The sequence below is a fragment of the Enterococcus sp. GC34 genome (genome assembly GCF_040886645.1).
Classification (GTDB): domain Bacteria; phylum Bacillota; class Bacilli; order Lactobacillales; family Enterococcaceae; genus Enterococcus; species Enterococcus faecalis.
The window spans coordinates 192,978-206,205 of sequence record NZ_JBFOEF010000005.1 but is presented as its reverse complement, the minus strand read 5'-3'; the positions used below and the strand labels follow the sequence as shown (position 1 = coordinate 206,205).

The window sequence follows — 13,228 nt, the reverse complement described above, 5'->3', positions numbered from 1 at the left end:
AGCCTATTTCATGAGACTTATTTCTCTGTTACAACTACTGTGATGTGACTAGTACGTTTGTTGATTGGTGAAGCTGAACCTTTTGCACGAGGACGGAAACGTTTCATTGTTGGTCCTTCGTTAACAAATGCTTCAGATACGACTAAGCTTTCAACGTCTAAGTCAAAGTTGTTTTCTGCGTTAGCAACTGCTGACATTAAAACTTTTTCAATGATTCCAGCAGACTTGTTCGGTGTGAATTTCAAGATTGAAATTGCATCCGCAACGCTTTTCCCTCTGATAAGATCGATTACTAAACGTGCTTTACGAGGTGAAGTGCGAACTGTTTTTGCAGTTGCTTTAGCTGATGTAATTTGTTCTGACATTTGCATATCCTCCCCTCAAAATTAGCGTTTAGTTTTTTTATCGTCAGCAACGTGGCCACGATAAGTTCTAGTTGGTGCAAATTCACCTAATTTATGTCCTACCATGTCTTCTTGAATGTAAACAGGGACATGTTTCCGTCCATCATATACAGCGATTGTGAAACCTACGAATGATGGAAAAATTGTAGAGCGGCGAGACCAAGTTTTAATTACTTTTTTCTTTTCGGCACCTTGTTGTGCTTCGACCTTTTTCATCAAATGATCATCGACGAAAGGTCCTTTTTTTAAACTACGACCCATGGTGAACCTCCTCTCAAAATGTACGACACATGGTCAAAAAAATTATTTAGTACGACGACGAACGATAAGTTTGTCTGATTTAGCTTTTTTATTACGTGTTTTGTATCCAATTGCTGGTTGACCCCATGGAGATACTGGCGCTTTACGTCCAATTGGTGTTTTACCTTCACCACCACCGTGTGGGTGATCGTTAGGGTTCATTACGCTACCACGAACAGTTGGGCGTTTACGCATCCAACGAGAGCGGCCAGCTTTACCAATGTTGATTAATTCGTGTTGTTCGTTACCAACTGAACCGATTGTTGCACGGCAAGTTGCTAAGATCATACGAACTTCGCCAGAGTTTAAGCGGATTAATACGTATTTGCCTTCTTTACCAAGTACTTGCGCGCTTGTTCCAGCTGAACGGATTAATTGTCCACCTTTACCAGGTTTCATTTCAATGTTGTGGATAACTGTACCAACTGGAATGTTTTCCAATGGTAATGCGTTACCTACTTTAATATCTGCTTCTGGACCAGATACTAGGCGCATGCCTACTTCTAATCCTTTTGGTGCTAAGATGTATGCCTTAACCCCGTCTTCGTAATGAACTAACGCGATGTTAGCAGAACGGTTTGGATCGTACTCGATCGTTTTAACAACCGCTGCGACGTTATCTTTATTACGTTTGAAGTCAATCACACGGTATTGACGTTTGTGACCGCCACCTTGGTGACGAACCGTAATGCGACCGTTGTTGTTACGACCGGCATTGTTTTTTAATGGCTGTAACAATGATTTTTCTGGTGTTGAAGTTGTGATTTCAGCGAAATCAGAACTTGTCATGTTACGACGGCCATTTGTGGTAGGTTTGTACTTTTTAATCGCCACGTCTTATTTCCCTCCTACGTTGATATTGTTCAGGACTGCTTATTCAGCAGCTTCGAATAATTGAATTTCTTTTGAATCTTCAGTTAATGTAACGATCGCTTTGCGACGTTTTTTTGTATAACCTGCATATTTACCCATGCGTTTGAATTTTGGACGCACGTTTAAGATGTTTACGTTTGCTACTTTAACATCGAATGCTGATTCAACAGCTTGTTTTACTAAAGTTTTGTTTGCGCGAGTGTCCACTTCGAAAGTATATTTCTTTTCGTCCATAGCTAACATGGATTTTTCAGTGATCACTGGGCGTTTGATTACGTCTAGTAATTCCATTATGCAAGCACCTCCTCAATTTGAGTAAGAGCTGTTTGTGTTGCCAAGACTTTGTTAGCTGACACAACATCTAACACACTAACGTTATCAGAAGTTACTACAGAAACGTTTGGTAAGTTACGAGCTGATAAAGCTGCAAAGTCGTTACCATTTTCTAAAACAACTAATACTTTAGTATCGATAGACAAGTTAGCAAGAACTTGTTTGAATTCTTTTGTTTTTGGTGCATCGAAGCTTAAACCTTCTACTGCTACCAAGTTATTTTCAGCAACTTTGTCTGATAATACAGATTTCATTGCTAAGCGACGAACTTTTTTAGGAAGTTTGTAGCTGTATGAACGCGGTGTTGGTCCAAAGACTACGCCACCTCCACGCCATTGTGGTGAACGGATTGAACCTTGACGAGCACGACCAGTTCCTTTTTGACGCCATGGTTTGCGGCCACCGCCACGAACAGCGCTACGGTTTTTAACTGCGTGTGTTCCTTGTCTTAATGAAGCACGTTGCATGATGATTGCATCATAGACAACACTTTCATTAGGTTCGATTCCGAAGATTTCTTCATTTAAAGTGATTTCACCGTTTTGAGTTCCATCTTGTTTGAATAATGCTACATTCGGCATTCCTTAGTTCCTCCTTTCCCTACACTTATTTAGCTTTCACAGCTGATTTGATTGTGATTAAAGATTTTTTCGCTCCAGGAATGTTTCCTTTGATTAAGATAACATTTCTTTCTACGTCCACTTTAACAACTTCAAGGTTTTGAATTGTTACGCGGTCGCCACCCATACGGCCGGCTAGTCGTTTATTTTTAAATACACGGTTAGGCGCTACTGGACCCATTGACCCAGGACGACGGTGATAACGAGAACCATGAGACATAGGTCCGCGGCTTTGGCCGTGACGTTTGATTGCCCCTTGGAATCCTTTACCTTTCGTAGTACCTGTAACATCAACAACGTCTCCTGCTTGGAAAACATCTACTTTGATTTCTTTACCTACTTCATATTCTCCTAGCTCAACATTCTTGAATTCTTTAATGAAGCGCTTAGGAGCCGTGTTTGCTTTTGCAACATGACCTTTCGCAGGTTTGTTTGATAAAACTTCACGTTTGTCTTGGTAACCAACTTGGATAGCTTCGTATCCGTCAGTTTCAACAGTTTTTACTTGTAAAACTACGTTTGGCGTAGCTTCAACTACTGTTACTGGAATTAATTCACCAGACTCAGTAAAGATTTGTGTCATTCCCACTTTTTTCCCTAAGATTCCTTTGGTCATGAGTACACCTCCATCTTAATTTTATAGTTTGATTTCAATATTAACACCAGACGGTAAGTCAAGCTTCATTAGAGCGTCAACTGTTTTTGGTGTTGGGTTCACAATGTCAATTAGACGTTTGTGAGTACGCATTTCGAATTGTTCGCGAGAATCTTTGTATTTATGAGTCGCACGAATAACTGTGTAAAGTGAGCGTTCTGTTGGTAATGGAATCGGACCTGATACGTCAGCTCCAGTTCTTTTTGCTGTTTCCACAATTTTATCCGCTGATTGATCTAAAATACGGTGTTCATACGCTTTTAAACGGATACGAATTTTTTGTTTTGCCATCTTGTTCCCTCCTTCGCCTATTTTAAAAGTAGACATAGCTCCACGAAAATTTATCCGGCATGCTCGTTCATGGCAAAGCGTCCGAGCGTGTCGCAACCTCTCGCTTCACAGCCGGCAAATCAAATCGTTGATCTACCAATGCTTTTTACACTCCTGTAAACAGCACCTTTTTGATTATACTATGAAAGGATAGTGTTAGCAAGGATTTTCTGCGTTTTTTTGAAAGAATTTTTTCTTGTTTTGAAAAGCATTTGTTTTGTTTTTCAATTCTTTTCATTCTATTTTTATAAAAAAAGAATTTGAGATTCCTTTTTTACCAGAATCTCAAATTCTTTCTTTTTTATTCTATTAACCAATCCGGCGCATTGGAATATCATTGTTATCTGGATGAACCAATAAATATTGAATAACATCAATATTGCTTGCTTGGAATGAGGCTGCACATGCTTGCAAATATAAGTCCCACATTCGATAGAAGCGCTCGCCTTTTTCGTCAACAATTTCTGCTTCTATATTATGGAAGTTTTTTGTCCAATGTTCCAACGTCAATTGATAATCTCTGCGCAAACTTTCCAAGTCAATCACTTGCAAGTCATTTTCTGTCATATGACCGACTAGCTCAGTGACACCAGGAATATAGCCACCAGGGAAAATATAACGATTAATCCAAGCATTTTTAGCCCCACCTTGTTGGCGACTGATCCCATGAATCAACGCCGTACCTTTAGGCGCTAAATTTCGTTGAACGACGTCAAAATATTCATGTAGATTTTCTGCACCGACATGTTCAAACATCCCGACACTCGTAATATGGTCAAAAGACTCTCCTTTTAAATCACGATAATCCATCAATTTGACAGTCATTCGATCTTGTAGGCCTTCTTTTTCTATAATATGGCGAATATGATGAAATTGCTCTTCACTTAATGTAATCCCAGTTGCTTTGGCTCCGTATTCTTTCACCGCAGTTAAAATTAACGTGCCCCAGCCGCAGCCAATATCCAGTAAAGTGTCGCCCTCTTTGATAAACAATTTATCTAAAATATGATGCACTTTATTCACTTGCGCTTGTTCTAATGTATCTTCAGGCGTTTTAAAATAGGCGCACGAATACGTCATTGTTTGGTCAAGCCATTTTTTGTAAAAATCATTTCCTAGATCGTAATGGCTGTGAATATCTTCTTGTGAACGTTTTTTTGAATGACTTTCTTTAGGAAGCCATTTAATAAATTTAGCATTGTGTAAAAAGCTATCCTTTTGGTTATACACATCATAAATCAGCGCTTGGATATCGCCTTCGATTTCAATTTTGCGATCCATGTAGGCTTCCCCTAAAGTTAACGAAGCGTTATTCAGTAAATCCTTCACAGGAATTTTTTCATTGAATACAATTTTAAAAACCGGATCCCCCGACCCTTGCCCATACTCTTTGACGGTACCATCCCAGTATGTGACTTGTGTCTTTTTTGAAAAAGACCATTTAAACAGTTGACTGTACGTTTCTTTTTCTAACATTGCATTCCCTCCATTAAATACCATTTGAAGCCAAAACAAAAAGAAGTCGCTTTCCGGCAGTTCGTCAAAACAAACACCACAGTCCGTTCTAAACTGAAGCACAGAAAAGTTAACACCCCTTCTATGTTCCGCTTCTTTTTTGCAATTACAGTTCTATTCTACTCCTCTTTTAAAAATTTGAACATTCTTTTAACGTAATACCTACTATTGTTATTCTTTATCACAAAAAAACTAGAGCCAGTCCTTGACAGACTCCTCTAGTTCTAAACATTATGCTTTCTTACGCATCCGTTGTTCCGCATGGGTGTATGCACCATGCCACACGTGCCCCACATAAGGATTAACTTGAATACCGTGTTTAATCGCCGCTGCTACAAATTTTTTTGCTAAAGTTACTGCTTCTAACACCGAATAACCTTTCGCCAAGCCGGCTGTGATTGCCGCTGAAAAAGTACAACCTGCACCATGATTATAATCAGTAGGATATAATTCATTTTCCAAAAGATGCGCGGTGTGACCATCGTAAAACAAGTCCAGTGCTTTTTCACCAGCTAAGCGATGTCCCCCTTTAACCACGACATGTTTGGCTCCCATTTGTACAATTCGTTTTGCCGCTTCTTCCATCTCCGCCACGGAAGAAATTTCGCCTAAACCAGATAAGATGCCCGCTTCAATTAAATTAGGCGTGGCAACTAATGCTAATGGCAGTAAATCGTTTTTTAGGCCTTCCACACTTTTGGGTTGCAGAATTTGTGCCGTTCCCTTACAAGCAATGACTGGGTCAATCACGACTTTTTGAATTTTCTCTTGTTTAATGTATTTGCTAGCCATTTTAATGTTTTGTTCATTGCCCATCATCCCTGTTTTCAAGGCCGCTACTGGACCGCCTGCAAAAACCGAAATCAATTGTTTTTCTAAGAGCGTTTCTGGCAATTCAGTCACTTCATGCGACCAGCCTGTCGTAGGATCCATCGTCACAATCGAGGTTAAACTTGAAAATCCAAAAACTCCATACTCTTCAAATGTTTTTAAATCTGCTTGAATCCCTGCCCCTCCAGTTGAATCGGAGCCTGCAATCGTCAATACTTTTTCCATCGAATCACCTAACCTTTTTCTCCAAGTATACGGAAGAAACAAGTCTGCTAAAACAGCCAATTGGCTTATTTTTTAGCCAGCCAATTTCTAAACAAAAAAAGACCAGAGAATAAATTCTCTGGTCTTACGTCCGAATACCCCAGTTTTTTACGCTGGTTAAAGCTATAGTTAAAAAGTTAATTATTTAACGATTTCAGTAACAACGCCTGAACCTACAGTACGTCCGCCTTCACGAATAGAGAAACGAGTTCCGTCTTCGATAGCGATTGGGTGAATTAATTCAACGTCCATAGCAACGTTATCACCAGGCATTACCATTTCAGTACCTTCTGGCAATTCTACAACACCAGTAACGTCTGTTGTACGGAAGTAGAATTGAGGACGGTAGTTAGTGAAGAATGGAGTATGACGTCCGCCTTCTTCTTTTGATAATACGTATACTTCAGCTTTGAATTTTGTGTGTGGAGTGATTGTAGCTGGTTTAGCTAATACTTGTCCACGTTCGATATCTTCACGTGCAACACCACGTAATAAAGCACCGATGTTGTCGCCTGCTTCAGCGTAGTCTAATAATTTACGGAACATTTCAACACCTGTAACAGTTGTTTTAGATGTTTCGTCTTTAATACCAACGATTTCAACTTCGTCACCAACGCGAACTTCACCACGTTCAACACGGCCTGTAGCAACAGTACCACGTCCAGTGATTGAGAATACGTCTTCGACTGGCATCATGAATGGTTTGTCAGTATCACGTTCTGGAGTTGGGATATATTCGTCAACTGCAGCCATTAATTCTAAGATTTTTTCTTCATAAGACTCGTCGCCTTCTAAAGCTTTCAAAGCAGAACCTGCGATAACTGGAACATCATCGCCTGGGAAATCGTATTCTGATAATAAGTCACGAACTTCCATTTCTACTAATTCTAATAATTCTTCGTCATCAACCATATCCATTTTGTTTAAGAATACAACGATGTATGGTACACCAACGTTACGTGATAATAAGATATGTTCACGTGTTTGAGGCATAGGACCATCAGCAGCAGAAACTACTAAGATAGCTCCGTCCATTTGAGCAGCACCAGTGATCATGTTTTTAACGTAGTCCGCGTGTCCTGGGCAGTCAACGTGTGCATAGTGACGAGTTTCAGTTTCATATTCGATATGAGAAGTGTTGATTGTGATTCCACGTTCTTTTTCTTCTGGAGCGTTATCGATAGAATCGTAGCTTTGTGCTTCCCCGCCACCGTGTTTTGATAATACAGTAGCAATTGCAGCTGTTAATGTAGTTTTACCATGGTCAACGTGTCCGATAGTACCAATGTTAACATGGGATTTAGAACGGTCAAATTTTTCTTTTGCCATTTTGAATGTTCCTCCTAAAAATATAAATTTTATTGTTTGTTTTATATGTGATAGACGTTACTAAAAATCGTCTGATCATCATAAGCTATTTTACACGAAATCTTGAAAAAAGGATAGTTCTAAAAACAAACCTTTTATTCTCAAGGAAAATTATGCGTTGCCGCCGTTTTTCTTGATGATTTCTTCTTGAACAGACTTAGGTACGTCTTCATAGTGGTCAAATACCATCATAAATGTACCGCGTCCTTGTGTTGCTGAACGTAATGTTGTAGCATAACCAAACATTTCAGCTAAAGGTACCATCGCATTAACGATTTGAGAGTTACCGTGTGCTTCCATACCTTCAACACGTCCACGACGACTTGTTACGTGTCCCATGATATCACCTAAGTAATCTTCAGGAACAGTAATTGTAACTTTCATCATTGGTTCTAAAATAACTGGGTTTGCATTTTTAGCCGCAGCTTTCAATGCCATAGAAGCAGCTACACGGAAGGCCGTTTCATTTGAATCGACATCGTGGTATGAACCATCGTAAAGTTTTGCTTTGATATCAACTAATGGATAACCAGCAAGAACACCGTTGTTCATAGAGTCTTCTAACCCTTTTTCAACTGCTGGGATGTATTCACGAGGAACCACACCACCGACAATTGCGTTTTCAAACTCGAAGCCTTTACCTTCTTCATTTGGTGTAAATTCAACCCATACGTGACCGTATTGTCCTTTACCACCAGACTGACGAACGAATTTACCTTCTGCTTTAGTCGCAGCACGGAATGTTTCGCGGTAAGATACTTGAGGAGCACCTACGTTAGCTTCAACTTTGAATTCACGTTTCATACGGTCTACTAAAACGTCTAAGTGCAATTCACCCATACCAGAGATAACTGTTTCACCAGTTTCAACGTTTGTTTCAACGCGGAATGATGGATCTTCTTCAGCAAGTTTTTGTAGAGCCACGCCCATTTTATCTTGGTCAGCTTTTGATTTAGGTTCAACAGCGACTTGGATAACTGGATCAGGGAATTCAATAGATTCAAGAATAACTGGTGCATCTAATGCACATAATGTATCACCAGTTGTTGTGTCTTTCAGACCAACAGCAGCAGCGATATCACCAGAGTACACTTTGTCAATTTCTTGACGAGTGTTGGCGTGCATTTGTAGGATACGACCGATACGTTCTTTTTTGCCTTTTGAAGCGTTCAATACGTATGAACCACTTTCAAGGACACCAGAATAAACACGGAAGAAAGTTAAACGACCTACGAATGGGTCAGTCATAACTTTAAATGCTAATGAAGCGAAAGGTGCTTCGTCATCAGCTGGACGAGTTGTTTCTTCGTCTGTTTTAGTATCGATCCCTTTGATAGCATCGATATCTAATGGAGATGGTAAGTAATCAAGAACAGCGTCCAACATTAATTGAACCCCTTTATTCTTGAATGCTGAACCAGCTAATACAGGGAAGAACTCAACGTTGATTGTTGCTTGACGGATACCAGCGACTAATTCTTCTTCAGTGATTTCTTCACCTTCAAGATATTTCATCATTAAGTCTTCGTCAGTTTCAGCAACAGCTTCAACTAATTTTTCGCGCCATTCTTGCGCTTTTTCTAAATAATCTTCAGGAATATCAGTTTCTTGAATATCTGTTCCCAAATCATTTGTGTAGATTTCAGCTTTCATTTTAATCAAGTCAATGATTCCAGTGAAGTCTTCTTCAGCTCCGATTGGAATTTGAATTGGATGAGCGTTTGCTTGTAAACGATCATGTAATGATTCTACTGAATAGAAGAAGTCCGCACCGATTTTATCCATTTTGTTACAGAATACAATACGAGGAACTTTATATTCAGTCGCTTGACGCCAAACAGTTTCTGTTTGAGGTTCTACACCTGATTGAGAGTCAAGAACTGTTACCGCACCATCTAATACGCGTAGAGAACGTTGTACTTCAATTGTGAAGTCCACGTGTCCTGGAGTATCGATGATATTTACACGGTAGCCTTTCCACTGTGCAGTTGTCGCAGCGGATGTAATCGTGATACCACGTTCTTGTTCTTGTTCCATCCAGTCCATTTGTGAAGCACCTTCATGGGTTTCACCGATTTTATGGATTTTACCAGTGTAGTACAAGATACGCTCAGTTGTTGTTGTTTTACCAGCATCAACGTGGGCCATGATACCAATGTTACGAGTTTTTTCAAGTGAAAATTCTCTTGCCATTTTGTATGTTTACTCCTCTCTTTATTTAAATCGATTGTAAATTGACTTTCTGCTGCCACTTTACGCGACAGACAGAGAGGATCTTACCAACGATAATGAGCAAATGCGCGGTTTGCGTCTGCCATTTTGTGTGTGTCTTCGCGTTTTTTAACAGAAGCGCCAGTGTTGTTAGCAGCATCCATGATTTCTTTCGCTAGACGTTCTTCCATTGTGTGTTCACCACGTAGACGTGCGTAGTTAACTACCCAACGTAAACCTAAAGTTGTACGACGTTCTGGACGAACTTCAACTGGTACTTGGTAGTTAGAACCCCCAACACGACGTGCTTTAACTTCAAGAACAGGCATAACGTTTTTCATTGCTTGTTCAAAAACTTCCAATGGATCGTTACCTGTAGATTCTTTGATGATATCAAATGAATTATAGATAATGTTAGCAGCAATCCCGCGTTTACCGTCAACCATTACACGGTTGATTAAGCGAGTTACTAATTTTGAGTTATAAATTGGATCTGGTAAAACATCACGTTTTGCAACAGGACCTTTACGAGGCATCCGTAACTCCTCCTTCCGAAATATGATTTTTCAAGTTGTTATTGTCTTATTATAATTAAGCTTTAGGACGTTTTGTACCGTATTTAGAGCGGCTTTGTTTACGGTCGTTAACACCGGCAGTATCAAGCGCACCACGAACGATATGGTAACGTACCCCTGGTAAGTCTTTTACACGTCCACCACGTAATAATACCACGCTGTGTTCTTGTAAGTTGTGACCGATACCTGGGATATAAGCTGTAACTTCGATTAAGTTTGACAAACGAACACGGGCATATTTACGTAAAGCTGAGTTCGGTTTTTTAGGTGTCATCGTACCCACACGTGTACAAACTCCACGTTTTTGCGGAGAGTTAACGTTTGTTTGAGTTTTCTTAAAACTGTTATATCCTTTGTTTAAGGCTGGTGAATCAGATTTTTCTACTTTAGATTTACGAGGTTTACGTACTAATTGGTTAATTGTAGGCATTCCTTGTTCTCCTCCTTCCTTACTTCGCTTCTAGTTCCACACATCCAGGTGGTTCTTTTTTCGCGATAAAAAATAATGCAATCTCTGCACTCTTTATCAAATATGCTTTGATAGACAGTCAGCACGTCCCTATAAGGAACCTGTAGATAAAGCACCTTTGTTAGGATACCACGATAAGTATCAGCTGTCAACCCTCTTCTTTCGCCTTTCGTAAAAAAGCTTTTCCTTCTATTTAAATGCACTTTTTCTTTAAAAATTTTTATGACTTTTTCAAAAACTTTCTATCTTTTTTAGTTAAATAACGGTACAATATCTTTGACTATTGAAGGGGGCGGAAAACAGCGATGAATCTGAAACAAATGGTAGGAATCGAAGCTGCAAAATATGTAGAAGACGGCATGATTGTCGGTTTGGGTACTGGCTCAACAGCAAAATTTATGGTAGACGAAATTGGTCGTCGCGTAAAAGAAGAAGGATTGTCAATCGTAGGGGTTACTACTTCAAAAGAAACAGAGAAACAAGCCTTGGCCTTGGGCATTCCTTTAAAGGGTATTGATGAGGTTCCGTATGTGGATCTTACGATTGATGGCGCCGATGAAATCAGCGCTGATTTTCAAGGAATCAAAGGCGGTGGCGCTGCCTTACTTTTTGAAAAAATTGTGGCCACTTATTCAAAGAAATGTATTTGGATTGTGGATAAATCAAAAATGGTGGACGATTTAGGGGCTTTCCCACTTCCTGTTGAGGTTGTCCCTTATGGCAGCTGCCAACTAGTGCATTTATTTGAAGAAAAAGGCTATCACCCAACACTTCGTCTAAACGCTGCTGGCGAAACATTAATAACAGATGGAGGCCACCATATCATCGATTTGCATTTAGAAAAAATTACAGATCCAGAAGCTTTAGGTTCTTATTTGGACAACTTGGTTGGCGTCGTTGAACACGGCTTATTTTTAAATATGGTTTCTATGGTAATCGTCGGTTATGAAGATGGACCGAAAACCTTACATGTTCCCGCACGTTAAGAATGTGTGAAAAAAGATTATTTATATAGGAAGGATAATATATGAAACGAATTGGTTACGCACGCACAACTATTATTGAAGACGATTTAAAAAATCAACTAACCACTCTCCAATCGTTTGGTTGTGATGATATTTTCCAAGAGACATTTGATCCTCAAGCGGAGATCAGTGTCTTAGACGAAGTCGAAAAACTTCTTTCTGCTGGGGATACACTTATTGTTTGTAAATTGCACCATTTAGGTAAAACAACCCGCCAATTAACAGACTTTATGAAAATGTTAAAGGAAAAACAAGTTGATTTTGTCAGCATTTCAGAAGGAATTGATACTCACCTTCCAACAGGTGAAGCCTATTTCCAATTAATGGAGAGCTTATCTGCGATGGAATGTGCACTAATTAAAGAACGAACACTCGTCGGGCTCCACAAAGCTCGTGAAAACGGAAAAGTAGGTGGACGTCCAAAAATTGATGGACGTACCGTCCGCAAAATCCGTGCATTATATTATGAAAACAAAGAAACAATCCAATTTATTTCTAATAAATGCGGCGTTTCGGTGGGCACTTGTTATAAGTACATCAATTTACCTGAGACAGATGTCGAGCGGCTGTATTCCTAAGAATAAAAAAGAAGTCCTTCAGATGGGGCTTCTTTTTTGATTCGATTTCACTCTAATTTTTCAGCAACTTTCACGTTTTTTTACTATTTTCCATTGGAAATCTTGCGCAAAACGGTGTACAATAAACGTGGAAATCTTATTTTCAGAAAACTAAACTCAAAGGAGAGCTTATACATGCCAAAATTAGTTTTTTCTCGTCATGGACTTAGCGAATGGAATGCCTTAAACCAATTTACTGGATGGGCTGACGTAGATTTAGCACCTGAAGGTGTTGAAGAAGCAAAAGAAGGTGGCCGTAAAATTAAAGAAGCAGGCATCGAATTCGACGTTGCTTATACTTCTGTTTTAACTCGTGCCATCAAAACTTGTAACTATTTACTAGAATACTCAGATCAATTATGGGTACCTCAAATCAAATCTTGGCGCTTAAACGAACGTCACTATGGTAAATTACAAGGACTAAACAAAAAAGAAACTGCTGAAAAATACGGAGACGAACAAGTCCACATCTGGCGTCGTTCTTACGATACTCTTCCTCCATTAATGGAAGCAACAGATGAAGGTTCTGCAGCAAACGACCGTCGTTATGCAATGTTAGACCAACGCGATATTCCTGGTGGCGAAAACTTGAAAGTTACTTTGGAACGTGCATTACCATTCTGGCAAGATGAAATTGCGCCAGCTTTAAAAGACAACAAAACTGTCTTAGTAGCGGCTCATGGTAATTCATTACGTGCTTTAGCTAAACACATCGAAGGCATTTCTGATGAAGATATTATGGATCTTGAAATCCCAACAGGTAAACCATTAGTTTATGAATTAAACGATGATTTAACTGTGAAAGAAAAATACTACTTATAAGAACTTGTTTCTTATT

At 39.4% G+C, this 13,228-nt stretch carries 16 protein-coding genes; 3 read left to right on the top strand and 13 right to left on the bottom strand.

Annotation, left to right across the window (positions count from 1 at the left end):
• Window positions 1–17: 17 nt before the first annotated feature.
• The 13 genes from rplV to rpsL form a co-directional block, all read right to left on the bottom strand.
• Window positions 18–365, bottom strand: a complete 348-nt coding sequence (gene rplV, locus AB3I72_RS06935; protein WP_002356206.1) for a 50S ribosomal protein L22 — start codon at window positions 363–365, stop codon at window positions 18–20.
• Between the two features lie 21 nt (window positions 366–386).
• A complete protein-coding gene (rpsS, locus tag AB3I72_RS06930) occupies window positions 387–665 on the bottom strand; it encodes a 30S ribosomal protein S19 (protein WP_002356205.1) in 279 nt (92 codons plus the stop codon).
• A gap of 42 nt (window positions 666–707) precedes the next feature.
• On the bottom strand, window positions 708–1,538 hold the full coding sequence (gene rplB, locus AB3I72_RS06925) for a 50S ribosomal protein L2 (protein ID WP_002356204.1): 831 nt from the start codon (window positions 1,536–1,538) through the stop codon (window positions 708–710).
• Window positions 1,539–1,577: 39 nt separating this feature from the next.
• Window positions 1,578–1,868, bottom strand: a complete 291-nt coding sequence (locus AB3I72_RS06920; RefSeq protein ID WP_002356203.1) for a 50S ribosomal protein L23 — start codon at window positions 1,866–1,868, stop codon at window positions 1,578–1,580.
• A complete protein-coding gene (rplD, locus tag AB3I72_RS06915) occupies window positions 1,868–2,491 on the bottom strand; it encodes a 50S ribosomal protein L4 (protein ID WP_002356200.1) in 624 nt (207 codons plus the stop codon). The genes AB3I72_RS06920 and rplD overlap by 1 nt, the downstream gene beginning before the upstream one ends.
• 25 nt (window positions 2,492–2,516) lie before the next feature.
• Window positions 2,517–3,146 carry a 50S ribosomal protein L3 gene (rplC, locus tag AB3I72_RS06910; protein ID WP_002356199.1) on the bottom strand — a complete coding sequence of 210 codons (630 nt, stop codon included), beginning with the start codon at window positions 3,144–3,146 and terminating at the stop codon, window positions 2,517–2,519.
• Window positions 3,147–3,167: 21 nt separating this feature from the next.
• Window positions 3,168–3,476 (bottom strand): 30S ribosomal protein S10, encoded by a 309-nt coding sequence (rpsJ, locus tag AB3I72_RS06905; RefSeq protein ID WP_002389727.1) that lies wholly within the window; start codon window positions 3,474–3,476, stop codon window positions 3,168–3,170.
• Window positions 3,477–3,824: 348 nt separating this feature from the next.
• Complete coding sequence (locus tag AB3I72_RS06900) at window positions 3,825–4,991, bottom strand: cyclopropane-fatty-acyl-phospholipid synthase family protein (RefSeq protein WP_002391607.1); 1,167 nt, start codon at window positions 4,989–4,991, stop codon at window positions 3,825–3,827.
• Between the two features lie 270 nt (window positions 4,992–5,261).
• Window positions 5,262–6,086, bottom strand: coding sequence for a bifunctional hydroxymethylpyrimidine kinase/phosphomethylpyrimidine kinase (gene thiD / locus AB3I72_RS06895; RefSeq protein ID WP_002364530.1), 825 nt, complete (start codon window positions 6,084–6,086; stop codon window positions 5,262–5,264).
• 180 nt (window positions 6,087–6,266) lie between these two features.
• Entirely contained in the window at window positions 6,267–7,454 is a 1,188-nt protein-coding gene (tuf, locus tag AB3I72_RS06890; protein WP_002356194.1) for an elongation factor Tu, read from the bottom strand.
• A 150-nt stretch (window positions 7,455–7,604) separates the two neighbouring features.
• Window positions 7,605–9,686 (bottom strand): elongation factor G, encoded by a 2,082-nt coding sequence (fusA, locus tag AB3I72_RS06885; protein WP_002356192.1) that lies wholly within the window; start codon window positions 9,684–9,686, stop codon window positions 7,605–7,607.
• 83 nt (window positions 9,687–9,769) lie between these two features.
• Window positions 9,770–10,240, bottom strand: a complete 471-nt coding sequence (rpsG, locus tag AB3I72_RS06880; RefSeq protein ID WP_002356191.1) for a 30S ribosomal protein S7 — start codon at window positions 10,238–10,240, stop codon at window positions 9,770–9,772.
• A 55-nt stretch (window positions 10,241–10,295) separates the two neighbouring features.
• On the bottom strand, window positions 10,296–10,709 hold the full coding sequence (rpsL, locus tag AB3I72_RS06875) for a 30S ribosomal protein S12 (RefSeq protein ID WP_002356190.1): 414 nt from the start codon (window positions 10,707–10,709) through the stop codon (window positions 10,296–10,298).
• A gap of 344 nt (window positions 10,710–11,053) precedes the next feature.
• Between rpsL and rpiA the strand changes: the two genes are divergently transcribed.
• The 3 genes from rpiA to gpmA all read left to right on the top strand — a co-directional run bounded on the left by rpiA (window position 11,054) and on the right by gpmA (window position 13,212).
• Window positions 11,054–11,734, top strand: a complete 681-nt coding sequence (gene rpiA / locus AB3I72_RS06870) for a ribose-5-phosphate isomerase RpiA (protein WP_010777349.1) — start codon at window positions 11,054–11,056, stop codon at window positions 11,732–11,734.
• 41 nt (window positions 11,735–11,775) lie between these two features.
• Window positions 11,776–12,351: a recombinase family protein gene (locus AB3I72_RS06865; RefSeq protein WP_002356188.1), complete on the top strand. Its 576-nt coding sequence runs from the start codon at window positions 11,776–11,778 to the stop codon at window positions 12,349–12,351.
• Window positions 12,352–12,525: 174 nt separating this feature from the next.
• Window positions 12,526–13,212 (top strand): 2,3-diphosphoglycerate-dependent phosphoglycerate mutase, encoded by a 687-nt coding sequence (gpmA, locus tag AB3I72_RS06860; protein ID WP_002359343.1) that lies wholly within the window; start codon window positions 12,526–12,528, stop codon window positions 13,210–13,212.
• Window positions 13,213–13,228 lie beyond the last annotated feature (16 nt).